This window comes from Paractinoplanes ferrugineus (assembly GCF_016862195.1).
GTDB classification, from domain to species: Bacteria; Actinomycetota; Actinomycetes; order Mycobacteriales; family Micromonosporaceae; genus Actinoplanes; species Actinoplanes ferrugineus.
Genome location: NZ_BOMM01000071.1, coordinates 22,554 through 45,647, shown reverse-complemented (window position 1 = coordinate 45,647; position 23,094 = coordinate 22,554). Strand labels below are relative to the sequence as shown.

Annotated in this window: 22 protein-coding genes; 9 read left to right on the top strand and 13 right to left on the bottom strand. The window is 69.4% G+C overall.

Going from position 1 to position 23,094, the window contains the following annotated elements; translation table 11 throughout:
- Positions 1 to 39: 39 nt before the first annotated feature.
- From Afe05nite_RS37665 to Afe05nite_RS44265, 5 genes are all read left to right on the top strand, one after another.
- On the top strand, positions 40 to 543 hold the full coding sequence (locus tag Afe05nite_RS37665) for a SigE family RNA polymerase sigma factor (RefSeq protein WP_203822100.1): 504 nt from the start codon (positions 40 to 42) through the stop codon (positions 541 to 543).
- A gap of 9 nt (positions 544 to 552) precedes the next feature.
- Positions 553 to 1,803, top strand: coding sequence for a hypothetical protein (locus tag Afe05nite_RS37660; RefSeq protein ID WP_203822099.1), 1,251 nt, complete (start codon positions 553 to 555; stop codon positions 1,801 to 1,803).
- A gap of 94 nt (positions 1,804 to 1,897) precedes the next feature.
- Positions 1,898 to 2,164 (top strand): YggT family protein, encoded by a 267-nt coding sequence (locus tag Afe05nite_RS37655; RefSeq protein ID WP_203822098.1) that lies wholly within the window; start codon positions 1,898 to 1,900, stop codon positions 2,162 to 2,164.
- Between the two features lie 244 nt (positions 2,165 to 2,408).
- Positions 2,409 to 2,687 carry a hypothetical protein gene (locus Afe05nite_RS44270; RefSeq protein WP_239118497.1) on the top strand — a complete coding sequence of 93 codons (279 nt, stop codon included), beginning with the start codon at positions 2,409 to 2,411 and terminating at the stop codon, positions 2,685 to 2,687.
- Positions 2,648 to 2,965 carry a M24 family metallopeptidase gene (locus Afe05nite_RS44265; RefSeq protein WP_239118496.1) on the top strand — a complete coding sequence of 106 codons (318 nt, stop codon included), beginning with the start codon at positions 2,648 to 2,650 and terminating at the stop codon, positions 2,963 to 2,965. The genes Afe05nite_RS44270 and Afe05nite_RS44265 overlap by 40 nt, the downstream gene beginning before the upstream one ends.
- Here the strand turns inward: Afe05nite_RS44265 and Afe05nite_RS37645 are convergent.
- The 3 genes from Afe05nite_RS37645 to Afe05nite_RS37635 form a co-directional block, all read right to left on the bottom strand.
- Positions 2,935 to 5,076, bottom strand: a complete 2,142-nt coding sequence (locus Afe05nite_RS37645; RefSeq protein ID WP_203822097.1) for an ArnT family glycosyltransferase — start codon at positions 5,074 to 5,076, stop codon at positions 2,935 to 2,937. The genes Afe05nite_RS44265 and Afe05nite_RS37645 overlap by 31 nt on opposite strands.
- A gap of 75 nt (positions 5,077 to 5,151) precedes the next feature.
- Positions 5,152 to 6,000 carry a class II fructose-bisphosphate aldolase gene (locus Afe05nite_RS37640; protein ID WP_203822096.1) on the bottom strand — a complete coding sequence of 283 codons (849 nt, stop codon included), beginning with the start codon at positions 5,998 to 6,000 and terminating at the stop codon, positions 5,152 to 5,154.
- Complete coding sequence (locus tag Afe05nite_RS37635) at positions 5,981 to 6,958, bottom strand: 1-phosphofructokinase family hexose kinase (RefSeq protein ID WP_203822095.1); 978 nt, start codon at positions 6,956 to 6,958, stop codon at positions 5,981 to 5,983. The genes Afe05nite_RS37640 and Afe05nite_RS37635 overlap by 20 nt, the downstream gene beginning before the upstream one ends.
- A 27-nt stretch (positions 6,959 to 6,985) precedes the next feature.
- Here Afe05nite_RS37635 and Afe05nite_RS37630 point away from each other — a divergent pair, with 27 nt between their 5' ends.
- Positions 6,986 to 7,969 carry a carbohydrate kinase family protein gene (locus Afe05nite_RS37630; protein ID WP_239118495.1) on the top strand — a complete coding sequence of 328 codons (984 nt, stop codon included), beginning with the start codon at positions 6,986 to 6,988 and terminating at the stop codon, positions 7,967 to 7,969.
- Here Afe05nite_RS37630 and Afe05nite_RS37625 read toward each other — a convergent pair.
- The 5 genes from Afe05nite_RS37625 to Afe05nite_RS37605 are packed head-to-tail and all read right to left on the bottom strand — an operon-like array spanning position 7,959 to position 13,274.
- Positions 7,959 to 8,780 (bottom strand): carbohydrate ABC transporter permease, encoded by an 822-nt coding sequence (locus tag Afe05nite_RS37625; protein ID WP_203822094.1) that lies wholly within the window; start codon positions 8,778 to 8,780, stop codon positions 7,959 to 7,961. The genes Afe05nite_RS37630 and Afe05nite_RS37625 overlap by 11 nt on opposite strands.
- Positions 8,780 to 9,709, bottom strand: a complete 930-nt coding sequence (locus tag Afe05nite_RS37620; RefSeq protein ID WP_203822093.1) for a carbohydrate ABC transporter permease — start codon at positions 9,707 to 9,709, stop codon at positions 8,780 to 8,782. The genes Afe05nite_RS37625 and Afe05nite_RS37620 overlap by 1 nt, the downstream gene beginning before the upstream one ends.
- The gene (locus Afe05nite_RS37615) at positions 9,709 to 11,028 is read right to left on the bottom strand and encodes an ABC transporter substrate-binding protein (RefSeq protein WP_203822092.1); all 1,320 of its coding nucleotides are present in this window, start codon (positions 11,026 to 11,028) and stop codon (positions 9,709 to 9,711) included. Before Afe05nite_RS37615 ends, Afe05nite_RS37620 begins: the two co-directional genes overlap by 1 nt.
- Positions 11,029 to 11,042: 14 nt before the next feature.
- A complete protein-coding gene (locus tag Afe05nite_RS37610) occupies positions 11,043 to 11,921 on the bottom strand; it encodes an SIS domain-containing protein (RefSeq protein ID WP_203822091.1) in 879 nt (292 codons plus the stop codon).
- 60 nt (positions 11,922 to 11,981) lie between these two features.
- Positions 11,982 to 13,274 carry an alpha-glucosidase/alpha-galactosidase gene (locus tag Afe05nite_RS37605; protein WP_203822090.1) on the bottom strand — a complete coding sequence of 431 codons (1,293 nt, stop codon included), beginning with the start codon at positions 13,272 to 13,274 and terminating at the stop codon, positions 11,982 to 11,984.
- 108 nt (positions 13,275 to 13,382) lie between these two features.
- On the opposite strand from Afe05nite_RS37605, the gene Afe05nite_RS37600 reads away from it, so the two are divergent.
- A complete protein-coding gene (locus tag Afe05nite_RS37600; RefSeq protein WP_203822089.1) occupies positions 13,383 to 14,159 on the top strand; it encodes a DeoR/GlpR family DNA-binding transcription regulator in 777 nt (258 codons plus the stop codon).
- Here Afe05nite_RS37600 and Afe05nite_RS37595 read toward each other — a convergent pair.
- The 3 genes from Afe05nite_RS37595 to Afe05nite_RS37585 are packed head-to-tail and all read right to left on the bottom strand — an operon-like array spanning position 14,156 to position 18,368.
- Positions 14,156 to 15,481 (bottom strand): acyltransferase family protein, encoded by a 1,326-nt coding sequence (locus Afe05nite_RS37595; protein ID WP_203822088.1) that lies wholly within the window; start codon positions 15,479 to 15,481, stop codon positions 14,156 to 14,158. The genes Afe05nite_RS37600 and Afe05nite_RS37595 overlap by 4 nt on opposite strands.
- Positions 15,482 to 15,494: 13 nt before the next feature.
- The gene (locus Afe05nite_RS37590; protein ID WP_203822087.1) at positions 15,495 to 16,856 is read right to left on the bottom strand and encodes a glycoside hydrolase family 43 protein; all 1,362 of its coding nucleotides are present in this window, start codon (positions 16,854 to 16,856) and stop codon (positions 15,495 to 15,497) included.
- A 27-nt stretch (positions 16,857 to 16,883) separates the two neighbouring features.
- Positions 16,884 to 18,368 (bottom strand): GGDEF domain-containing protein, encoded by a 1,485-nt coding sequence (locus Afe05nite_RS37585; protein WP_239118494.1) that lies wholly within the window; start codon positions 18,366 to 18,368, stop codon positions 16,884 to 16,886.
- 189 nt (positions 18,369 to 18,557) lie between these two features.
- On the opposite strand from Afe05nite_RS37585, the gene Afe05nite_RS37580 reads away from it, so the two are divergent.
- The gene (locus Afe05nite_RS37580; RefSeq protein ID WP_203822086.1) at positions 18,558 to 19,613 is read left to right on the top strand and encodes a LacI family DNA-binding transcriptional regulator; all 1,056 of its coding nucleotides are present in this window, start codon (positions 18,558 to 18,560) and stop codon (positions 19,611 to 19,613) included.
- Between the two features lie 119 nt (positions 19,614 to 19,732).
- On the opposite strand, the gene Afe05nite_RS37575 is transcribed toward Afe05nite_RS37580, so the two are convergent.
- Positions 19,733 to 20,836, bottom strand: coding sequence for an alpha/beta fold hydrolase (locus Afe05nite_RS37575; protein WP_203822085.1), 1,104 nt, complete (start codon positions 20,834 to 20,836; stop codon positions 19,733 to 19,735).
- 1,076 nt (positions 20,837 to 21,912) lie between these two features.
- Between Afe05nite_RS37575 and Afe05nite_RS37570 the strand changes: the two genes are divergently transcribed.
- Positions 21,913 to 22,464: a GNAT family N-acetyltransferase gene (locus Afe05nite_RS37570; RefSeq protein ID WP_203822084.1), complete on the top strand. Its 552-nt coding sequence runs from the start codon at positions 21,913 to 21,915 to the stop codon at positions 22,462 to 22,464.
- A gap of 11 nt (positions 22,465 to 22,475) precedes the next feature.
- On the opposite strand, the gene Afe05nite_RS37565 is transcribed toward Afe05nite_RS37570, so the two are convergent.
- Entirely contained in the window at positions 22,476 to 23,087 is a 612-nt protein-coding gene (locus Afe05nite_RS37565) for a GNAT family N-acetyltransferase (protein ID WP_203822083.1), read from the bottom strand.
- Positions 23,088 to 23,094: the final 7 nt, after the last annotated feature.

Below are 23,094 nucleotides of genomic sequence, written 5' to 3'. Positions count from 1 at the left end.
CCCCGTCCAAGAGGTGACGAACCTACGGAAGGCAACGGAATGCGGGACGGGGCACACGAGGACTACGTCGATTATGTCACCGTGCGAATACCCGCGCTGCGGCGACTGGCGTACGTCCTGGCCGGTGACCCCCATCGCGCCGACGACCTGGTTCAGCAGACCATCACCACGCTGTACGTGAAATGGCGGCGTGCGCAGGCCGCCGACAACCTCGACGCGTACGTGCGAACCATGCTGGTGCGCACGTTCGTGGACGAGAAAAGGCGGGCTTGGGCGAAGGTCCGGCTGTTCCGGGAGATGCCCGAGCCACCCCCGTACACCGAGGGTGGTGCCGAGGATCGTCAGGTTGTCCGCGCCGCACTGGGCCAGGTGCCCAAGCGGCAGCGGGCCGTGCTGGTGCTGCGGTTCTTCTACGACCTGCCGGTCGAGGAGGTGGCCGGCGCGCTCGGCTGCTCCACCGGCACGGTCAAGAGCCAGACGGCGCGTGGTCTGGCCACCTTGCGGCGCCTGCTCGCTGAGCGGGAACCCGCCTTGAAGAACTGAGGAGCGTCCATGTCATCCGAAATCGAGCTACTGCGCTCCCTCGACGACGAGCCACCCATTCCCTCCACCGTTGATGTCGGCGGTGCGGTCGAGTCCGGGCGCCGCCGCAACCGGCGCCGGGGCTTGGGGTACGCCGGGGTCGCGGTCCTGACCACCGCCGCCCTGACCGGGGTGGCGGTGTCCGGGGTGTCGAGTCCGAAGACCCCGGCGAAGCTCGCGGCGAAGCCCTCGGTCTCGCCCAGTTTCCGGCCCACGTTCACGATCCCGGGCACGCCCGGCTGGACGGCCCCCGCCGCCCCCGCCCCGACCAGCTGCACAGTCGCCAAGCTGCCGATGCCGGCCGGGGTGCCGATGGCGATCGCCGGGGCCGCCGACCCGTCCGGGCAGTACGTCGTCGGCCGCACCTACCCGAAGGGCGGCGGCTATGTGGCCGCCCTCTGGCACGGCGACAAGATCACCAAGGTGGACCTGCCCGGCGATCTCGAGGAGAACCTGAGCGACGTCAACTCGGCCGGCACCGCCGTCGGCTGGAGCTTCAACGCCAAGGGCGAGGTGCCGTTCGTCTACGTCGCCGGCAAGGCCCGGAAGCTCGCCGGGCCGGCCAACGGCAGCGCCCAGGCGATCAACAACGCCGGCGCGATCGTCGGCAGCGACAGCGTGGGCGGACCGCGGGCCGCCTCGAACGCGCTGCTCTGGCCGTCGGCGACGGCGAAACCGATCAAACTGCCGGTGCCGGCCGGGGTGCGGGACGCCACGGCCAGCGACATCGACGAGGACGGCACCACGGTGGGCCACCTCGACCTCAAGACGCCGTACGTCTGGTTTCCCGACGGCACGCACCGCAAGCTCCCGTTGCCGACCTATCAGGGCAAGACCGCGGTGGCCGCGCGGGCGTTCTCGATCCGCAACGGGATCGCGATCGGGGTGGCCGACGAGATCGACGGGGCGAAGGGCCCCGGCAAGGGCCAGATGTGGGCGGTCAAGTGGAACGTGCGTACCGGTGAGGCCACCGTGCTCGACGGTTTCGACATGCGGCCGGACGCCATCAACGCGCAGGGCTGGATGGTCGGCATCGACAAGTCGGGCTACGCGATCCTGTCCGCCGGCGGTGCGCCGATCCGGCTGCCGATGATCGCCGACCACAAGCCGGGTGACCTGACCAACATCCCGAACGCGATCAGTGACGACGGCCGCACCATCGTGGGCCAGTCGGACAACGCGAACGGGGTCATCCAGGCAGTGAAGTGGACATGTCACTAGGAAGGTGGTTGTAGGACACAGGGACTGCTCAGTGACCTCACAGAAAACCGACGCACAGTAGTGGCAGCTACCCCGCTCGGTAACTGGAGGACACATGCTCGCCCTGGTCAGCTTCCTGCTTCTGCTGTTCCAGCTGCTCCTGGTGGTGCGCGCGATCCTGGACTGGTCCGTCGCGCTGGCCGGCCCGATGACGGTCGGTTCGGTCCGCTACCAACTCACCCGCGGCGTGACGGCGGTGACCGAGCCGGTGCTCGCCCCGGTGCGCCGCCTGATCCCCCCGCTGCGCGTCGGCGGCGTCGGGATCGACCTGGCCTTCATCATCGTCTTCTTCGCCGTGGTGATCCTGCGTTCGTTCATCTAGAAGCGGGGTATCCGGGCCGGCTGTGCCTCATCCTCTACGGGGGATGTGCCGGGCACGATCGGCCCGGATTTCTGTACGTCAGCGCCCGTTGTCCGCTTCGAGGGACCCCTACCACGCGGTCGCGCCCCTGATGCGTCCCGGCGGCCGGTACGGCATCTCCGACTCCACCTGGGCGATGCACCTGATCGGCCTCCAGTAGGCGCTGCCCGGCACCGGCTACCACGCGTCGTCGGTGTGCCAGCCGATGCTGCGGGCCAGCAAGGACCAGCGCGAACTCGACCGGCTGGCGGCGGCCGGGGCGGCCGCCGACTCCGCATACGGCGAGATCCTGGGCGTACGCTTCGCCGGTCGCCGCGAGACCGAGGTCGCCGCCGACCTGGCCGCCCTCCTGCGCCGGTTCGGCCACGAGCAGGTCGACTTCACGGTCGTCGGTTCCGGTCCCGACGGCCCCAGCAGGCCGCCTTCGAGGCGGTCAAGCCGGGCGTGCCCAGCGAGGAGATCGACTGGGTGGCCCGCCAGGTGATCCGCGACGCCGGCTACGGCGAATACTTCATCCACCGCACCGGCCACGGCATCGGCGTCACCACCCACGAACCGCCGTACCTGGTCGCGGGGGAGAAGCAGCCACTCGTACCCGGCATGTGCTTCTCCATCGAACCGGGCATCTACCTGCCCGGCCGCTTCGGCGTACGCCTCGAGGACATCGTCACCGGCACCGAGGACGGCGGCCGGCGCCTCAACCACACCGAACACGCCCTGGCCGTCGTCGCTCAGGCGGTTTTCGGCCGGGTCAGGTCGTAGACGGTGCTGCCGCCGACCGTGGTCGAGGTGTAGTTGTCCGCCACCCACTGACTGATCGACTGCCCGTCGCCGCTGCCACGACCGCGACCGCCGAAGCCACCGCCGATGTAGTAGCGGACCTCGCCCGCCTTCACGTAGGCCTGGAACTGGGCGAGCGTCGGTGACGGGTCGCTGCCGGTGAAGCCGCCGATCGCCATGACCGGCTTGCCGCTTCCCAGTTGGAGCGGGGCTGCTTGCATGGAGCCGTTCGTGGCCGCCGCCCACCTGTTGTTCGTCGCCTTGAGCAGCGCCACCACTTCGGAGCTGACCTGGCCGCCGCCGAAGCCGCCAGTGCGCCTGCCGCGGCTACCGCTACTCCGCCCATCGTCCGGCGCACCATCGTCCGGCGCGCCGAGGTCAGGCGCGCCAAGGTCAGGGCCACCGGCGTCGCCGCCGGGGAAGCCGCCGCCCGGGACGGCTCCACCGCCGGGGAAGCCACCGCCGGGGAAGCCGCCGCCCGGGACGTCGCCACCAGGAAAACCGCCGCGGGGGAAGCCGCCGCGGCCGAAGCCGCCGCCACCCGACGAGCCGGCCGGGCCGGAGGTGGGGATCGAGCCGCTGTGTGCGACCGAAGCGGTGCCGACTCCCCAGGCGGCGGTCGCCGCGCCGGTGGCGGCCACGGCAACTGCCGTCACCAGCACTACGCCGGCGCGGCGGAGCAGCTTGGCGGGGAGCAGGAACGCCGCGCCGGCCACGAGGCCGGCGATCAGGATGAACCAGCGCAGGCCGGGGGCCCAGGACAGCCGGCCCAGCAGGACGAAGTCCCAGACGGCGGTGGCCACGACCATCGTGGCCAGGCCGGCTCGGGCGAGGACCTGGTCCCGGCGGCCCCACAGCACTCGGGCGCCGATCGCTACCAGGGCGGCGATGCCGGGCGCCAGGGCCACTGTGTAATACGGGTGCACGGTGCCGCTCATGAAGCTGAACACCAAACCGGTGACCAGCGTCCATCCGCCCCAGAGGACGGCGGCGGCGCGGGTGCGGTCGGTGCGCGGTGCTCTGGCCGTGAAGAGCAGGAGCGCGACCAGCGCGATCAGCGCGGCCGGCAGGAGCCAGGATATTTCCGGGCCGAAGCTGGCGCCGAACATCCGGCCGATCCCGGTCTGCCCGCCGAAACCACCGAAGCCGCCCCCGAAACCACGAGCGCCGGCCCCGCCGAGATCGCCGGCCCCACCGGAGCCGAGGCCGCCGGGGCCGCGACCGCCGCCGCCACCGCCGTTGCCGTCGCCGCCGAAGATGCGGCCGAGGCCGTTGTAGCCGATCGCCAGCTGCCAGAGAGTGTTGTTGGTGGATCCGGCGATGTAGGGCCGGGAGCCGGCCGGCCACAGGGAGACCAGGAGCACGAACCAGCCGCCGGAGATGATCAGGGCCAAGCCGCCGAGGAGCAGGTCGCGCAGTCTCTTCCCGAGGCTGGTCGGGGCGGCGATCAGATAGACCAGCGCGAACCCGGGCAACACCAGGAAAGCCTGGAGCATTTTGGTGAGGAAGCCGAAGCCGAGGAGTACGCCCACCAGGGTGAGCCACTTCCACGATGCGGTCTCGACAGCCCGGACCGTGGCGTAGGCGGCGGCGACCATCAGCAGCACGAGCAGGGCGTCGGGGTTGTCGAAGCGGAACATCAGCACGGCGACCGGGGTCAGGGCGAGGGTGGTTCCGGCGATCAGCCCGGCCACCGGACCGAACCAGCGGCGTACCGCGTTGTGCAACAGCCACACGCCGGCGACACCCATCAGGGCCTGCGGGACGAGCAGGGCCGAGCTGTTCACTCCGAAGAGGCGCATCGACAGGCCCATCACCCACATGGCCGCGGGTGGTTTGTCGACGGTGATGGCGTTGCCCGCGTCGAGGGAGGCGAACAGCCAGGCCTTCCATGATTGTGAGCCGGCTTGGGCGGAGGCCGCGTAGAACTCGTTCGCCCAGCCGGAGGCGGACAGGTTCCACAGGTAGAGCACCGCGGTGCCGGCGAGCAGCACCCACAGTGCGGGCCGGGCCCAGGCGCGATCGCCGAGCGGGGAGCGGCGGGACGGCTCCGGGTTCTCGACGACCGGGTCAGGGTCGAGGGTCAACGTCATGGTGCCCACTTTTGCCCGTTGTGCTAGCCGCTCTCTAGGAAGAACCTGTGAGCAGCCTGTAGATCTTGCTTGAGGTTACGCGGTGATTACGCCCGCTTTGAGCACCCGCAGGGCCGACGACACTGTTTCGGCCATGGCGGAGCGTGCCGACGACAGGTAACGGCGTGGATCGACCAGGTCGGGCTGCTCGCCAAGCGTCGCCCGGACAGTCCCGGTGAACGCGGTGTTGAGCGCGGTTCCGATATTGATCTTCGCCATTCCGCCGCGCACCGCCGCGGTCAGCTCGTCGTCCGGCACGCCCGAGGAGCCGTGCAGCACCAGCGGCACCGGCACGGCGGCGGCCAGCCGGGCGATCAGCTCGTGGTCGAGGCGGGCGCTGCGGGTGGTCATCGCATGCGACGATCCGACCGCGACAGCGAGCGCGTCGACGCCGGTCGTGGCGACATAGGCGGCCGCCTCGGCCGGGTCGGTGCGTGCCCCCTTGGCATGGGCGCCCCCCTTGCCACCGATCTCGCCGAGCTCGCTCTCGACCCAGAGCCCGGCGGCGTGGCAGCGGCGTACGGCCGAGGCGGTGGCCGCGACGTTGTCGGCATAGGCCAGCCGGGACGCGTCGTACATGACCGATCCGAAGCCGTTGGCGGCCGCCTGGCCGAGCAGCTCATCGGACTCGACGTGGTCGAGATGCAGTCCCACCGGCACGCCGGCGGACGCCGCGATGGCCCGGGCGGCGGCCGCGATGGGCGCGAGGCGGTCGTGGTGGAAACGGACCGCGTTCTCGCTGATCTGCAGGATCACCGGCAGCCCGGCCGCTTCGGCGCCGGCCACGATGGCCTCGGCGTGCTCGATGGTGATGACGTTGAAGGCGCCGACCGCGCCGCCGCCGGCGTGCGCGGCGGCGACCAGCTCACCGGTGGGTGCGAGCACGAGGACCTCCAGGTGCGGTTTCGGGGATGACAGCGCGGGCGGTGGTGCGCGTCTGCCGGTAGACGTCGGGATCGAAGGCGCCGGCGACCGGCGCGGCGACGGCCGCCGCGCTGAGTGCGACGGCGTCGGCGAGAAGTTCCGGCCAGGGCGTGCGGTCGCGCAGACCGCGGCTGAGCGCGGCGACGCAGGCATCGCCGGCCCCGGTCGGGTTTCCGTCGAGGGGCACGGGCGGAGCGCACTCCCACACCTCGTCGGGGGTGACGGCGAGGAGCCCGCCGGCCCCGCGCGACACGACGACCGGCCCCGCCGCCAGCCCGCGCACGGCCGCGACGATCGACCCGGTGGCGGGCCCGCCCGGTGGTGCCGGGGCGGGCCGGGAAGCGGGTGCGAGGGCCGCCAGTTCGTCGGCGTTCGGTTTGGCCAGGGCCGGGGCGGCCAGCAGGCCGTGGCGCAACGCCGGGCCGCTCGTGTCGAGCACGGCGGGGACGCCGGCCTGCTTGGCGAGAGCGACAAGCGTCGCGTACGCGTCGAGCGGCACACCCGGCGGGAGTGAGCCGCTGAGCGTGACCACAGTGGCCGGACCCAGCAGTTCGTGGAACTCGTCGAGGAACAGCGCCCACTCGGCCGGCGTGACCGTCGGGCCGGGCTCCCAGAAGCCGGTGGCGTCGCGGCCGTCGACCACCGCTACCGTACGGCGGGTCTCGCCGCCGATCCGCACGAAGCCGGCCGGTACGCCTTCGTCGTACAGCAGCGCGGCGACCCGGGTGCCGGTCGCGCCGCCGAGCAGACCGGTGGCCAGGACCGGCTCACCGAGGGTGTGCAGCACGCGGGCCACGTTGAGGCCTTTGCCGCCGGGGCGCTCGGCGACTGTGGCGACGCGGTGGGTGCCGTGCGGGACGAGGGCGTCGACCGCGTAGGTCAGGTCGAGGGCCGGATTCAGGGTGACAGTAACGATCATGATGATTGCCCCGTCTCATGCCGGAAAATGACCGAACGTGCCGGTGCCAAGCGGCAGCCGTACGCGTACCGTGCTGCGGGATCGGAGAGACTGGAGGCGGTCATGGCCGAGTTCGATGTCCTGGTGGTCGGCGACGCCAACCCCGACCTGCTGCTGCGCGGTGACGTGCGCCCCCGGTTCGGCCAGGCCGAGCAGTTGCTCACGGCGGCCGACCTGGTGCTCGGCGGTTCGGCGGCGATCACCGCGGCCGGCTGTGCCCGGCTCGGGTTGCGCACCGGGCTGCTCGCCGCGGTGGGCGACGACGTGTTCGGCGGGCTGGTGCGCGCGCAGCTGTCCGCGCTCGGGGTGACACTGCTGGCGGTCGACGGCCGGGGCGCCCCGACCGGCCTGACCGTGGTGCTGTCCGAACCGGACGATCGCGGCATGCTCACACTGCCGGGCACGATCGCGGCGCTGCGTCCGTCCGATGTGAGCGACGACCTGCTGGCGTCGGCCCGGCACCTGCACGTGGCCTCGCTGTACCTGCAGCCGGGCCTGGCGTCGGGCCTGGCCGAGGTGTTCGCCCGGGCACGGCGGGCCGGACTGAGCACGTCGCTCGACACGAACTGGGACCCGGCCGAGCGCTGGGAGTCGATCGCGTCGATCCTCGAGCACACCGACGTCTTCCTGCCCAACGCCAACGAGCTGCGCGCGATCGCCGGCCTCGACGACGTCGACGAGGCCGCCTCCAAACTGGTCGCCGGCGGCCCGACCGTGGTGATGAAGAACGGCGCGGCCGGCGCCAGGGCCTGGTGGCCGGGCGGCACCTGCGACGCCCCGGGCCGGGCGGTCGAGGTGGTCGACACGACCGGGGCCGGGGACAGCTTCAACGCCGGTTTCCTGGCGGCGCGGCTCGGCGGCCTGGCCATCGCCGAGGCGATCGGCTGGGCCGCGGTGGCGGGTTCGCTGAGCACCCGGGCGGCCGGTGGCACGGCCGCCCAGGCGACGCGGGCGGACATCGTCAGCCCTTGATGCCGGTGAAGGTCATCGTCGCGATGAACTTCCGTTGGGCGAACAGGAACGCCAGGATCAGCGGCATGGTGGCGAGCACGTTGCCGGCCATCAGCTGCGACCATTCGGTGCGGCGCATGCCCTGGAAGTTGGCCAGCCCGACCTGCAGCGTGAACGTGTGGTCGTCGGAGATCGCGACGAGTGGCCACAGCAGGTCGTTCCAGCTCCACAGCAGCGTGATGATCGCCAGGGTGGTCAGGGCCGGTTTGGCGAGCGGCAGCACGATGCTCCGGAACGTCCGCCACGGCCCGGCACCGTCGATGAGCGCGGCCTCCTCCAGTTCGGCCGGCAGACCGAGGAAGAACTGCCGCATCAGGAAGATGCCGAACGCCGAGGCGAGCCACGGGACGTAGGCGGCGGCCAGGGTGTCGACGATGCCGATCCGGGCGAACATCAGGTAGGTCGGGATCATCAGCAGCTGGATCGGGATCATCACGGTCGCCAGGATCAGCACGAACGCGAGTCCGCGACCGGCGAACTTGAGCCGGGCGAAGCCGTAGCCGGCCATCGAGCACAGGGCCAGATGGCTGATCACTGCGATGCCGGACACAAGCACCGTGTTGGCGAACCAGCGCAGCGCCGGCGTCTCGGCGAACAGGTGACGGTAGCCCTCGAGATGCAGGCTCGTCGGGATCAGTTTGGGCGGGAACTGGTTGATCTCGGCACTGCTCATGAAGCTGGTGAGCAGCATCTGCACGAGCGGCAGCACGAAGATCAGCGCGAGTGGCATGAGCAGGAGATGCCAGGGGCTGAACGGGAGTTTCCAGCGCATCAGAACACCTCCGACCCGCGGCGCCGCGAATACCAGATGACGAGCAGGGACAACAGCAAGGTCACCAGGAACAGCAGGTACGCGGCGGCCGCCCCGTATCCCAAGCGCTGGGTCTGGAAGGCCAGCTCGTAGATGTAGTAGACGATCGTCTGGGTGCTGTTCAGCGGCCCGCCGCGGGTGGTCGTGTAGATCAGGTCGAACAGCTGCATCGCGGTGATCGTCTGCCAGATCGCCGCGAACACCGTCACCGGCCGCAGCTCCGGCAGCGTCACGTGCCGGAAGACGCGCCACTTCGAAGCACCGTCCATCCGCGCCGCCTCGATCAGATCGCGCGGGATGTCCTGCAACGCCGCCAGGTAGATGACGGTGGTGAAACCGACCTCGCCCCAGAGCGCGATCAGGCAGATGATGTAGATCGCCTGGTGCGGGTTCTCCAGGAACTGCTGCTGCGGCAACCCGAGGTTGCGGAGCAGGTCGTTGGCCACGCCGAACTGCGGGTTGAAGACGAAGCCGGCCAGGATGCCGGTGGCCGCCGCCGACGCCACGTAGGGCACGAAGATGCAGGTGCGGTAGAAGCCGATCAGCCGGATCTTCTGGTTGAGCGCGATCGCGATCACCATGCCGAGCCCGATCGAGCCCGGCACGAACAGCGCCGTGAGCAGCAGGGTGTGCTTCGTCGCCGCGATCATGTCGGGGTCCTGCAACAGCAACCGGTAGTTGCGCCAGCCGACCTCGGTGGCCGGCGCGATGCCGTTCCACTTGGCCCGCGAGATGAAGAACGCCCACACCGCCGGGAAGATCGACAGACCGATGACGATCAGGGTGGCCGGGCCGGCGAAGGCCCAGCCGGTGAGATTACGACGGACGGCGCGGCCACGCGGCTTCTTGACGGCGGCCGAGGAGCGGGGAACCGCGAAGGTGAGCGCCATCAGTTGGTGATCGCGTCGACGGACTTCTTGGCCGCGGTGTCCAGCGCCGCCTTGGGCTGGGCCTGGCCCTGGAGCACGGCGGCGATCGCGTCGCCGACGTTGCGGGACAACACCTCGTAACCGGGCGCGGTCGGCCGGGCCTGCTTGGCGTTCTCGAGGTTGGCGAAGAACTTGTCGCCGCCCGGATAGTCCTTGACGTAGGCGGCGAACTCCGGCGAGTCCTTCTCCGACTGGCGCAGCGGCAGGTTGCCGACCGCGAGGTTCCATCTCGGATCGACCGAGGCGCTGGTCAGCCATTTCACGAAGTCGCGGGTGGCGCCGGCCCGGTTCACGTCGCCGTGGTCGAACAGCACCCACAGGTCGGGGCCGGAAACGGTCTGGTGGTCGCCGTGGTAGCCGGGCAGGTTCACCACCCCGTACGCCAGCTTGGCCTCCTTGATCTCCAGGAGGGACCAGGGGCCGGACATCATCATGGCGACGTGTCCGCTGTTGAACAGGGGTGCGTATTTCTCGTCGGTCTGGTCGAGGTACATCGACTTGTCGTCGACCGCCATCTGGCGCAGCGTCTCGAGCGCGGCCACCCCGGCGTCGGAGTTGAAGGCCGGCTTGTCGCCGTCGAGGATCTTGCCGCCGTGCTGCCACAGGATCGGCCACAGATGCCAGGTGGTGTCCTCGCTGCCGGAGACGGAATAGGCCGTCCCGTAGGTGTTCGTCGACTTGTCGGTGAGCTTCTTGGCGGCCGCCCGGAAGTCGTCCCACGACCAGTCGTCGGTCGGATAGGCCACGCCCTTGGCGTCGAACAGCTTCTTGTTGTAGACCAGCGCGAGGTTGTCCACCAGCGCCGGGACGCCGATGACCTTGCCACCCGAGGTGGCCACGGCACGAGCCGCGGGCGGGAAGTCGGTCCAACCGAAGGACGGATCATTGACGTACGAGGTGAGGTCCTGCGCCTTGCCGCTCGCGCCCAGATCGCCCGCCCAGTTCCCGTAGGCGTACGAGATGTCGGGGTAGCTGTCGCTCGTGAATCCGGCGGAGAGCTTGGTGAGCAGGTCGTCGGTCGTGGGCGCGCCGGGCGACACCTTGATCGTGACGTTCGGATGGGCGGTGTGATATTCGGCCGCGAGCTGTTCGGCGACCTTCTCCTGCTCCTCGGGCTGGCCCGTCCACCAGGTGATCGTGACCGCCGCCTTCGGGTCGTAGCCGGCCGCGGCGTCCTTGCCGGAGTCGGTCGTTCCGCCCATGCAGGCGGAGAGGGTCATCGCGGCACCGAGGCCGCCTGCCAGCAGCCGGAAAGCCCGGCCGCGCCGAAGGTTGGTCATCTCAAAGCACCTCGTCAGGGGGTTAGGACGACGGATCGGGTGAGCAGTCGGGGGTGATCGGGATCGAGGCCGCGGTGCGCGGCCATCGTCAGCGCGAAGCGCTGCGCGAGCACCAGCTGGGCGAGGGGGTCCTGTTTGCTGCGGTACGTGGTGGCCCCGGCCGCGCGAGCCACCTCGTCGAGGGCGGGGTCGGTGTCGCCGAACGACCAGACCAGCGAGTTGCGGCCGGCCACCGCGACCGGACCGTGCCGGAAATCCTTTGCCGGGTAGGACTCCGAGTAGGCCTGGGCCGCCTCGCGGACCTTGAGCGCGGCCTCGTTGGCCAGCCCGACGGTCCAGCCGGTGCCCAGGAAGACCAGGTGTTCGATGTCCGCGGGGTCGGCCGGCAGCGACGCTTCGAGCGCGTCCCGGGCCTGCTCGATCGCTTCGGTGAGGTCCTCGCCGAACGCGTGCCGGGCGAGCGCCAGCACGGTCGTCGGGAACCGGGTCTGCACGACGCTGCGCTCGTCGGCGAAGTCGAGCACCAGCTGGGTGTCGGTGAGGTTGTCGACCGGCTCGCCGCGGACCGCGGTGATCGCGACGGTGCGGGTCGACGCCGGGACCAGCCGCAGTGCTTCGAGCACCTCGGTGGAGGTGCCGGAGCGGGTCACCGCCACGATCCGGTCGTAGCGGCGGTGCGGGCGGAACTCCGACGCGCAGACCGCGTCGGTCTCCCCGAAGCCGGCCCGCTCGCGCAGCTCGGCGAGGCTCTGCGCGACGAACCACGAGGTGCCGCAGCCGAGCAGGAGCATGCGTTCGCCGGGGGCGATCAGCTCGTTGGCCTGGTCGGTCAGGGCCAGGCTTCGCTGCCAGGTGTCGGGCTGGCTGGCGATCTCGGCCGCGGTGTCATTCATGTCCGAGGATTATGCTCGTTTGTTTTCGCTTCACAAGATGTGCGCATCAAACGAGCATTCTCAGATGAGCGCTTCCGGCATCAGGCTTCCGTGCGCCGCGGTCAGTTCGTCGCACAGCTCCCAGATCTGGTCGACGGTGAGCGTCGCGGCCGTGTTCGGGTCGAGCATCGCGGCCTGCCGGACCATCCGCTTGTCGCCGGTGATCGCCGCCCGCACGGTCAGCTGCCCGACGTTGACGAAGCCCCGGTTGACCGCGGCGCACTGCGCGGGCAGAGCACCGACCCGCTCCGGGCGTACGCCGAGCCGGTCGACCACGCACGGCACCTCGACCGCGTAGTCCTCGGGCAGATTGCTGATCAGGCCGCGGTTGGCGACGTTGCCGTGGATGCGGCGCATGGTGCCGGTGACCATGCTGTGGATAACCTGCGGGGCATATTCGGTGGCGTCCCGGGTGAGATCGAGCTTCTCCTTGTTGATCATCGCCTGCCGGACCGCCCGGTACTCGGCCACGTTGTCGGCGCTGATGCGCAGGTAGTCGCCGACCGGGAGGCGCAGCCGCTCGATCTCCGCGTCGTGGTGCAGATACCACGGGACGTACTCGGCGGAGTGCTCGCTGGTCTCGGTCGGGAAGTAGCCGAGCCGTCGGTACATGTCCATGCGTACTCGTCGGCGCAGTTCCGGGTCCTTCGCCAACAGCGCGTCCAGCTTCGGATAGAGCGACTCGCCACGGTGTTCGAAGCGCAGCAACCAGGCCTGATGGTTGACGCCGGCGCCGGTGTAGTCGATCTCCTCGAGCGGTACGTGGAGCAGCTCGGCCAGGTCGTGCACGGTCCAGAACACCGAGTGGCAGAGCCCGACCGCCTTGACCCGCGGTGCTTTGGCGGCGAGGTAGGCGATGTTCATGGCCATCGGGTTGGTGTAGTTGAGGAACCAGGCGTCTGGGCAGATGTCCTCGATGTCCCGCGCGATCGCGTCGAGAACCGGGAAGGTCCGAAGTGCTCGGAAGATGCCGCCGATCCCGAGGGTGTCGGCGATCGTCTGCCGCAGGCCGTACTTCGCCGGGATCTCGAAGTCGCGCACGGTCGCCTCGTGCATGCCGACCTGGATCGAGTTGATCACGAAGTCGGCATCCTCCAGCGCCCGCCGCCGATCCCGCGTCGCTTTGATCATCGGGTGGCAGCCGAGCTGGTCAGCGGTCTGCCGGGCGATCGCCTCGGCGGTCTCCAGACGTTCCGGATCGATGTCGTGCAGGGCCAGGGTCACGTCGCGCAGCTCGGGGAAGGACAGGATGTCGGCCAGCAGTTCGCGGGTGAAGACCACGCTGCCGGCGCCTAGGAAGGCGATCACAGTCATGGGCGGATTCTTGGCGTAGACGCCATAAACGCGCAAGACGATCTGGTGTATCGCTTGGAAACGGACTATGTTGACTGCTCGTTTGATCAGCACCGATACGAGGAATTCATGAGTTCGCTCCGCCGGGCCGACCGCGTTTCGGCCATCCTCGAACGCGTCGCCAACCACGGGTCGGTCGACGCCGGCCACCTGGCCGACGAGTTCGCGGTCTCGCCCGCCACCATCCGCCGTGACCTGCAGGTCCTCGAGGACCAGCGGTTGCTGTCGCGCACCCACGGCGGCGCGATCGCCGTCGACGTCGCCTACGAGCTGCCGGTCCGCTACCGGGTCGGCCAGCACCGCGAGGAGAAGGCCCTGGTGGCCAAGACGGTCGCCGCGCTGCTGCCGAAGGGCCCGCTGACCCTCGGCATGACCGGCGGCACCACCACCCACCTGCTCGCCCGGCTGCTGGCCGAGCGGGTCGACCTGACCGTGGTGACCAACGCCCTCAACATCGCCGCCGAACTGGCCCTGCGGCCCCGCCTGAAACTGATCATGACCGGGGGCGTCTCCCGCACCCAGTCCTACGAGCTTGTCGGCCCGATCGCGGACCAGGCCCTGAAAGGCCTGAACATGGCGGTCGCGGTGGTCGGTGTCGACGGCATCAGCGCCCGCGGCGGCCTGACCACCCACGACGAGATCGAGGCCAACACCAACGCCACCATGATCCGCCGGGCCGACCGGGTGATCGTGGTGGCCGACGGTTCCAAGGTGGGAAAGATCTGCCTGGCCGGCATCTGCCCGATAACCGACGTATCGATGCTGGTCACCGACTCGTCCGCGGACGCCGCGGGCGTGGAGGCGATCCGCCGGGCGGGCACCGAGGTGGTCGTGGCCGGCGCCTAGTCGGCGCGCTTGTCGTCGCGGTTGCCCACGGAGACCCGCCGTTGATCGGGCCGGTTTTCGCCGGGCTGGATGTCGTCGGGCTGGATGTCGTCGGCCGGTGGGGCGGTCATGCTGTCCTCGGGGCGGTGCCGGGGGCTTGGGACACGCGCCCGTTTCTCGCTCGGCAGCAGCCGGCCCAGTCGTTGCCCGGGGATCTCGATGTAGCGGTGGGTCAGCCACGACGCCCCGAGCAGAGCCGCCATGAAGGCCGCCGCCGCCGGGATCTCGGCGAGCCCGTGGATGTGGTCGCGCAACCACGGGCCGGTGAGCTGGATGACCGGCACGTGCAGCAGGTACAGCGAATAGCTGACCAGTCCGATCCAGGCCAGCGACCGGGGCACGCGCCGGTGGCGGCAGGCGAAGCCGAGCGCGAACGAGCCCCCGATGATCACCAGGGTGAGCACCGCACGGGTCAGGTAGATCGGCGTGAGCGCGTCGAGCGAACGCAGCTCGGCGGCCCAGTTGACGAGGCAGGCGACGCTGACGGCGACGATGGCGACGACCGCGTGGCGCCGGCGGATCTGACCCTTCTCGGCGCGGTAGATGGCGGTACCGGTGAACATGGTCGCCGGGATCAGCAGGCCGTCCCACACGTGCGACGGGTGTTGGTTGCTCAGCAGCAGGGTCAGCACCAGGGCGATCAGCGTGAGAGCCCCGGCCACGACGGCCACCCGGCGTCTGCTGAGCAGCGCGGCCAGCCCGGCGATCAGGACGCCGGCGATCACCACCGGCAGTGCCGGCGTGATCATCTGACGCGGGGTGAGCGGCACCGTGGCCACCGCGGCGACCGCGAAGATCACCGCGATCAGGGCGCTGGCCCGGTGCAGGCCGAGCGCGAACAGGGCGGCCACCAGCAGGTAGAACGCCATCTCGAAGGTGAGCGTCCACATCACCGGGGTGACCAGGTCGAAGCCGGTGAACTGGGGGAGCATGGTGAGGTGGGCGACGGTGCCGGCGACGGGATGCCGCTCGAGGTACGGCGCGACCGGCAGCACCACGACCACGGCCAGCCCGACCGCGAGGTAGAGCGGGTAGAGCCGGGTGAGGCGGGAGATCCAGAAGCGCCGCAGGTCGCCGTGGCGCTCCAGGGAGGCGGGCACGATGTAGCCGCTGACCAGGAAGAAGAGCATCACGCCGGCGACGCCCGCGTTGAGCCAGTCGGTCGTCGCGGCCCGGACGTCACGCAGCAGGTAATGGGTGAAGTGCGCGTAGACCACGAGCAGGGCGGCCACCGCGCGCAGCGCATCGAGCCAGGCCATTCGGTGATGCGCTGCGGCGGGCATCCGCGAAGGATACTCAGTAACCCACTCGGAAGGTCGCGTCCTGTTTTTCGGTGGCGGTGCTGATCGGGTCGATGCGCAGCACGTAGTTGTAGTGCCGCAGGTAGCGGTCCGGGTAGTTGTACGACCGGAACGACGTCCACGAGCTGTCGGCGAGGCCGGCCACCTTGTAGAACGTGGCGTCACGGGTGAAGGCGGTCGTCCCGTCGCTGGTGGCGAGCTGCACGGCATAGTCGTAGTGCCGCAGGTACCTCGTCGGGTAGTTCACCGACTGGAACGACACGCCGGCGCTGTCGGCCAGGCCCGGCACGATCTTCCACTGCTGGTCCGGCCACTGGTCGAACGGGTATTCGTCGATCCGGGCGACGTTGTCGTAATGCCGTAGATAGCGGCCCGGGTAGTTGTACGACTTCACCCGGTTCCAGGCCGGCGAACCCCACTTGGTGGTCAGGTTCGACATCTCGGTGGCGGTGAGCGGCGTGATGCCCAAGTGCTTGGAGTTGAGCGGCTGGGTGTAGGCGCGGTCGTTGAGCAGCGACCAGCTGCCGGTCGACAGCGCGCTCGTCGACCAGGCGAAGAACCGACCGTTCGGGCTGTACGTGTCGCCCCACAGCGTGTAGCCGTTGCCGGACAGCGCCGGTACCAGTTGTGGCGCCTCCACGCCGCGGCCCGGGTTGATCACACCGGTGTACGTGGTGAAGCTCTTCGGGTTGAGCGTCGACGACCGGGCGCCGAACAGCCCGCCCGTACCGCGGTAGTAGAAGTAGTTCACCCCGCCCTGGCTGACCAGGTTGCCGTCGATGACGTCGGTGCCGTTGTCGAAGAACACCTGGCCCTCGGTGGCGGTCCGGAAGTCGGTCGTGTAGCTCACCATGATCACGTTGTGGCCGCCGACCACCGCGGAGTAGATCACCCCGTACTGGTTGCGGCTCGCGTCCCAGTACGCCTCGGGCGCCCACGAGTGGGTGGCGAGCGAGTGCACCTTCATCCGCCGGTAGTTGGTGAAGGTGCGCAGGTCGGTCGAGTCCCAGACGTGGACGTACTGGCTGTTGACGCTCCAGTCGGTGCCGTTGAGATCGGTGGCCAGCACCTCGAACGTGCCGTCGGTCTTGCGCAGGATGTACGGGTCGCGCAGCCCGAGCGTGCCGGCCGTCGGGGTGGCGACCGGGTTGTTCTGGTTGAGCGGGGTCCAGTTGAGGCCGTCACCGCTGACCGCGATGTGCAGTCCGTAGTTGGCGGCGGACATGTTGGGGGACTCGGTGAAATACGCCATGGCATAGCCGGCGTAGGTGGCCGCGGCGGCGGGGGAGGCGGCGCCGAAGACCACCGCGAGCAGGGCGACGAGGACGAGGCCGCCGAACTTTCGCGAGGTCGACATGGATGTTTACGTTAACAACGATCATTATCAATGGAAAGAGGCGACCGATTCCATCCCGGTGTCGTACCTCTTCCACGTGCCCTTGCCCGCCGACTTGGCGGCGTACATGGCCACGTCGGCCCGCCGGATCAGCGCCGAGACCCCCTCGCCGGGCTCGGCGGCGGCGGCACCGATGCTCGCGTTCGCCGTGATCGGGGCACCGGCCACATCGACCGGTTCGGCCAGGGCGTCGAGCAGGCGCTGAGCCGTCTCCTCCGCCTCCGGGCCGGTGCAGCCGCGCAGCAGGATGCCGAACTCGTCACCACCGAACCGGGCCGGCAGGTCGCCGTCGCGTACCGCGGTCCGCATCTTGTCGGCCACCGAGATCAGCAGTTCGTCCCCGGCCGCGTGCCCGAACGTGTCGTTCACCTGCTTGAACCCGTCCAGGTCGAGGAGCAGCACCGAGGTCTGCACCGGGTCGGCCGCCAGCGCCGCCTCCACCTGCTCGTGGAAGTGCGTGCGGTTGGCCAGCCCGGTCAGCCCGTCGGTGAGCGCCTGGCGGCGCAGCCGCGTCTCGTGTTCCCGCAGCTGCTCGATCAGCTCGGTGTTGTCGTGGAACGCGACCAGCTGCCGCCCGGCGACCAGGGCGCAGATCAACCCGAGTCCGACCACCACGCCCCACAACCGGAAGTCCACACCCTGTGGCATCACCACGACCAGGGCCACGAAGGCGAGCGCGATCGCGCCGTACGGCAGCAGGCTGTAGGGCTTGCGCCGGCGATCGGCGAACGGGGCCGGGTCGAAACGGGCGATCGTGACCTGGATGCGGGGGCCGAGCGCGATCAGCATCGACGGCATGAGCCGCACCAGGTAGACGTACGGCGGCAGCTCCGCGCCCGCGGCCGGCTCCATGAACACGCCGATCGCGGTGACGGCGCCGGCGAGCATCATCGAGATGGCGGCGGACCGGCGCATCGGCGCGTTCCCGCTCAGGATCAGCTTGACCGCCGCGAAACAGGCGGTGATCGCGGCGGCCGCCAGTCCCAGCGTGGTGAACAACGCCTGTCCGGGCCGCACCGCGAAGCACCAGGCCATCACCGCGCCGGCGACCAGCACCGAGGCCGAGTCCAGCCAGAACGCCAGCCGGGCCCGCCCGCTCCGGCCGGGATGCGGGTGGAGGAGCATCGCCACCACGACGACCACGAGCCCACCCGCGAAGAAGGTCGACTGCACAGCGCCGCCGGCCGTCGACCAAGTGCCCGGTTCGTCGACGAACGTAAGGACCGTCTGGAAGGTGTCGCCGATCAGGAACGAAGAGCTCACGCCGGTCAGGATCAGCCAGAACCGGCGGACCGGCCCGGTCGCGATCCGCGACACCCGCCACGAGCAGTACGCGAACAGAGCGTCCAGCGGCAGTTGAAACGCCCAGAACGTGCGTACCTGCCAGACCGTCCAACTCTGCAGGGCGAAGAAGAGGATGGCCGCGATCACCATCCACGCCACGGCGGCGCCGATGAGCGGATCGCTCCGCAATCGCTTCGCACCCCCCACGGCGTCCCCATCGACAGTTGGGCGCCCGGCTTGAGGACGAACTCGATAAATCCGATCTTTGCCGGGCTTTCCGGCGGCCGGCCCGGCGGCTGCCGTAGCCGCTCGTGGCCCTCCCGGGGTGTGACCGGCGTGGCCGGCGCGGCAAAATTAACGAAGGGTTATTGTGACCGCATGCGTGCACGTCTCTCGGATATCGCCCGACAGGCGGGCGTCAGCGAGGCGACGGTGTCGCGGGTCCTCAATGATCGCCCCGGTGTCTCGGCCGACACCCGCCAGGCAGTTCTGACCGCCCTTGACGTTCTCGGCTACGAACGTCCCGAGCGCCTGCACAAACGCAGTGCGGGCCTGGTCGGCCTGATCGTTCCCGAGCTGGAGAACCCGATCTTCCCCGCGTTCGCCCAGATCGTCGAGTCGGCCCTCGCGCAGACCGGCTTCACCCCGGTGCTCTGTACCCAGACGCCGGGCGGCGTGACCGAGGATGAATACCTCGAGATGCTCCTCGACCGCCAGGTGAGCGGCATCGTCTTCGTGGCCGGGCTGCACGCCGACACCACCGCCGACCATGATCGTTACCAGCGCCTGATCGACCGCCCGTTGCCGGTCGTCTTCGTCAACGGCTTCGCCGACGGCATCTCCGCCCCGTTCATCTCCTGCGACGACAAGCAGGCGGCCGAGACGGCGGTCGCGCACCTGGCCGCGCTGGGTCACGAGCGCATCGGTTTCGTCTCCGGCCCCCAGCGGTTCCGGGCGGTGCAGCGAAAGCTGGACGGCTACCACAGCGCCATGCGCCGCCATGTCCCGTCGTACGGACACCGCCCGCCCGACGAGCTGGTGGCGCTGACGCTCTTCGGCGTCGAGGGTGGCGAGGTGGCCGCCGGTCAACTGCTCGACCGCGACGTCACCGCCCTGGTCTGCGGTTCCGACCTGATGGCCCTGGGGGCGATCCGGGCCGCCCATCGCCGTGGCCTGCAGGTGCCGCGCGATCTGTCGGTGGTCGGCTTCGACGATTCCCCGCTCATCGCCTTCACCGACCCGCCCCTGACCACCCTCCGGCAGCCGGTCGCCGCGATGGGCAACGCCGCGGTTCGGGCCCTGGTCGACGAGATCCACGGCCACGCGGCCCCCCGCTCGGAATACGTCTTCCCGGCCGAGCTGGTGGTCCGCGGTTCGACCGCTGCCGCCCCGCCGCGCCGCCTGCCGAAGCAGACACACATCCCAGCGGCCTGACCGTTCGCCCGGCCGCCGCCGAGGACGTGGGAGTGGGCTGGGATTTCGCATGATCGAGCTTGGGTAAAGAGGGAGTGAGGACGGCACCCGGTGGCGGCCGAGTGCCGTCCTCCCGTCGGTCAGGTGAAGCGGGCGGCGATCCACGTCGCCACCGCGTCCGCCGACTGGATCACGGATGAGTCGTGGGTGGCGCCGGCCAGTTCGGTGTAAGTCACCGGCTGGGCGTAGGCCTGCAACTGCGGCAACAGCAGATCATGCGTGATGAAAACCGGCACCGCCTCGTCGTCGGTGCCCTGCACGATCAGGATCGGTGCACTCGGGGAGGTCTGAGCCGGGTTGTCGTAGTGCGCGAGCTTGGTGACCACCGCGTCCGGCAGCGCCCCACCGACCAGGAGCTGCTCGGCCGTCAGGTTCTGATAGGCGGCGAGGATCTGCTCGAGGCACCCGGTGTTGAGGCTCGACGTCTTGGTCTTCGCCTGGGGTGCCAGCACCGAGTTGGGGCTGAACGTCGGGTCGACGGCGGCCAGCCCGTACAGGCCCATCACCAGGTAACCCTGTCCGGGAGTGCCCGGGATCAGCGGGGCCAGGGCATCCACGTTGGAGGCCGGCGCGATCGAGGCGGTGCCCTTGAGCACCAGGTTGCCGTCATAGGACGGGGCGATCTGGCTGGCGAACAGCGCGGCCTGCCCACCCTGCGAATGCCCGTCCACCACGTACTGCGTCGACAGCGCGGAGTCGAGGTTACGCGCGGCCTTCACACTGTCGATCACCGAGCGGGCCTCGCTGCCACCGACCAGGTAGGGGTGGGCCAGCGGCGTGCCGAGCCCGGGGAAGTCGGCCGCGGCGACCGTCCAGCCCTTGCCGAGCAGGGCGGCGACCGCGACGCGCGCCTCGGGCCAGAAGACGCCCTGGTTGTTCGACGGCGCGCACTGGTCGGCCAGGCCGGTCGAGCCGTGCGCCCAGGCCACCGTGCGGTTCTTCTTGTTGCTCTTGGGCGTGAGGATCAGTCCGGTGGCGGGGATGAGCAGGCCGTTGAGGTCGGTCGTGAGGTATTGGATCCGCTTGCCGGTCGCCAGCGGGCTCAGCTCGGCCGGCAGGGTCGCGGTCGCCGAGGTGAGCACCGTGCCGGGGAGCGAGCCGGCTGCGGCCGGCCCGGTCGGGGCGACGGCGATGCCGCAAACCGCCAACAATGCGACCAGTAGTAAGCGCGAGCGTGTTTTCACGCGCACTCCATTCCCGTGAGTAGGGTTGATGATCAGAGCCGGGGCAAAGCGTATGGGGATTACCGACGCCGGTTGAAGTACGCAGATGCGTAGTCCTTCTGGTACTGGTCTCGAAGTACTGATCGGTGCGACGACCGAAAAGCGAAAGAGCCGCCCTCGATAACCCATACCATTCCGAGTTATTCGAGCCACCCGAATTCAAGATCAGGCACCCGTCCGGGTACGCCGTGAGCACCACGATTCCGCAGGCCGGGACCCTGTCGGTGGGGCCGGGAAGGGCGCCGTACAGCCCGCACGCAGAGCCACCAAAAGTGGCCGTTTCCTCGACTGGTGACCGCCGAGTACGACCGTTTCCGATCAGTGACACGTGGATACCTGCGGGGTGGCAGAGATGGCCCGCTAGCTGCTCGGACCCGGCTTTTCGCAGGCTGGGAACCCTCCTGCGGTTGCCAAGGATGCATTTTGATCGACCGCCGGTGACCGCGCTCGAAGTCACGGTGCGTACTTGCACCGGTTTTCGGTCACCTTACGGGAGGATTTGCGAGCCTTCACGCCTGGCGGAAACCGCCGCCACGGCTGCCGAATGCTCCTTTTCGCAGGTGGTGGCGGTGCCGTCGGCGACGACCGTCGGGTTAGGACGACGGCCGGTTCGGCAAGCGCTCCGTCCCCGCCCAGCAGGCCCGTGCGAGGGGTGCGCCGGGCCGGCCGGAGCCCTCGATCCGGGGCCGGAAAGCCCAGGTGAAAAGCACCGCCGGCCGCCATGGGGGCGGCCGGCGGCGGGGGCGGTCAGCGACTCTGCCGGAAGATCTGTGCGACAATTGATCACCGGAGTTCGATCTTCTCGGAGCTGCCCGGAATCGTCGCGTAAGGGCATTGGCGGATGCCCGCGGTAATTGACTCCCGGCCCGCAACTTGCACGGTTCAGGGCACAGTGGAGCGTCTCCCCGGCGATTGGCACACCCAATCAGCGAACACTCATTGTGTTTGCGGCGTCACTGTTCGTACTCTGTGGGTCAATAGATCATTGATCGGTATGAGTGCGAGCAAGCGGGCCGCGTCCCGCGGGGGAGCAAAGCATGCTAATCAAAGTTGTCGACCAGATCATCGATGGTGATCTGCACAGCGCTGCATGGCGCCTCTACCAAGACGCGTTCGACGAGCTGAACACGCTGGCGGTCCAGCGGCACATGATGTTCCCGTCGGAGTTCGACGAGGTCATGCGCGACAGCCGAGTCAGCAAGTATCTTGCTCTCACCGACGAGGGCCAACTGTGCGGGATCGCTACGTATACCAACGACCTCGATGCGGTTCCTCTGATCGCACCTCAGTACTTCGAACGCCACTGGCCGGAGCACTACGCGTCACGGAAGATCTGGTACATCGGCTTCGTCGCCGTCAGCCCGGAGCACCAGGGACGCGAGGCGTTCGCGCAGCTGGTGGAGCAGATGTACCTTGTCGCCGCCACTCAGAACGGCCTGGTGGGGCTGGACATCTGCAGCTACAACGACGATGTCCGGCACATGTCCCGCATCTTCCGGCTGATGATCAGCCGGGTCACGGCGAACATGCGCTTCAGCCGGATCGACCAGCAGTCCTTCTGGCTCTACGAGTTCCCGTCCGCTGCGTGATCTGGTCGTTCTCAGTCCAGGGGCGGCCTCCACATCGTCCAGATGGGTGGTCCGTCGGGTAGCTCGATCACGGACCGGACCTGATATCCGTGTCGCCGGTAGAGGTCGCGGTTACGCGGGTCGTTCGCCTCGAGATAGGCCGACAACCCGGCCGCGTCGAGCCGGCGATGGTGCCGGCGGAGAAGCGTGCTGCCCAGTCCCCGATTTTGCTGGTCGGGGTGGACGGCCAGGAAAGCAAGATAGTGATGCGGTCCGACGGGGTGTTCGTTCTCCAGTGCCGTGTCCAGCAGGCACATGCGGTCGTGCGCCTCGCCGGCGATCTCCTTGAGCCTGCGCTCGTAGTCGATCGGTGACGGCAGTGCGACCGTCAGCGGGAACCACAGGGCGGCACCGGTCAACCGGCCGGTGCCGTCCTTCGTCGCGTACACCTCGCCCCACCGCAGGGTGTGCTCCACGAAGATCGCGAAGTAGTCGGGGCCGGCCGCATGCCGCACGCCGTCGTCGGGTTGCAGCCATCGGGCGACCGGCCCGTCGTGCATGGCTGCGGCGACGAGATCGGTGAGCTCGTCCGCGTCGACCGGCGCGACGCTGCGAGTCACCAGATCATGGACGGCGTGCGTCATTGCTCGC

Bases quoted from the DNA above. Each gene is read 5' to 3' on its own strand.
- Afe05nite_RS37625 (WP_203822094.1), bottom strand. From the start codon at position 8,780: ATGCGCTGGAAACTCCCGTTCAGCCCCTGGCATCTCCTGCTCATGCCA.
- Afe05nite_RS37570 (WP_203822084.1), top strand. From the start codon at position 21,913: ATGCTAATCAAAGTTGTCGACCAGATCATCGATGGTGATCTGCACAGC.
- Afe05nite_RS37605 (WP_203822090.1), bottom strand. From the start codon at position 13,274: ATGACTGTGATCGCCTTCCTAGGCGCCGGCAGCGTGGTCTTCACCCGC.
- Afe05nite_RS37645 (WP_203822097.1), bottom strand. From the start codon at position 5,076: ATGACGTTGACCCTCGACCCTGACCCGGTCGTCGAGAACCCGGAGCCG.
- Afe05nite_RS37565 (WP_203822083.1), bottom strand. From the start codon at position 23,087: ATGACGCACGCCGTCCATGATCTGGTGACTCGCAGCGTCGCGCCGGTC.
- Afe05nite_RS37600 (WP_203822089.1), top strand. From the start codon at position 13,383: ATGAGTTCGCTCCGCCGGGCCGACCGCGTTTCGGCCATCCTCGAACGC.
- Afe05nite_RS37660 (WP_203822099.1), top strand. From the start codon at position 553: ATGTCATCCGAAATCGAGCTACTGCGCTCCCTCGACGACGAGCCACCC.
- Afe05nite_RS37620 (WP_203822093.1), bottom strand. From the start codon at position 9,709: ATGGCGCTCACCTTCGCGGTTCCCCGCTCCTCGGCCGCCGTCAAGAAG.
- Afe05nite_RS37635 (WP_203822095.1), bottom strand. From the start codon at position 6,958: ATGATCGTTACTGTCACCCTGAATCCGGCCCTCGACCTGACCTACGCG.
- Afe05nite_RS37590 (WP_203822087.1), bottom strand. From the start codon at position 16,856: ATGTCGACCTCGCGAAAGTTCGGCGGCCTCGTCCTCGTCGCCCTGCTC.
- Afe05nite_RS37610 (WP_203822091.1), bottom strand. From the start codon at position 11,921: ATGAATGACACCGCGGCCGAGATCGCCAGCCAGCCCGACACCTGGCAG.
- Afe05nite_RS37655 (WP_203822098.1), top strand. From the start codon at position 1,898: ATGCTCGCCCTGGTCAGCTTCCTGCTTCTGCTGTTCCAGCTGCTCCTG.
- Afe05nite_RS37595 (WP_203822088.1), bottom strand. From the start codon at position 15,481: ATGCCCGCCGCAGCGCATCACCGAATGGCCTGGCTCGATGCGCTGCGC.
- Afe05nite_RS37615 (WP_203822092.1), bottom strand. From the start codon at position 11,028: ATGACCAACCTTCGGCGCGGCCGGGCTTTCCGGCTGCTGGCAGGCGGC.
- Afe05nite_RS37665 (WP_203822100.1), top strand. From the start codon at position 40: ATGCGGGACGGGGCACACGAGGACTACGTCGATTATGTCACCGTGCGA.
- Afe05nite_RS37630 (WP_239118495.1), top strand. From the start codon at position 6,986: ATGACCGAACGTGCCGGTGCCAAGCGGCAGCCGTACGCGTACCGTGCT.
- Afe05nite_RS44270 (WP_239118497.1), top strand. From the start codon at position 2,409: ATGCTGCGGGCCAGCAAGGACCAGCGCGAACTCGACCGGCTGGCGGCG.
- Afe05nite_RS37580 (WP_203822086.1), top strand. From the start codon at position 18,558: ATGCGTGCACGTCTCTCGGATATCGCCCGACAGGCGGGCGTCAGCGAG.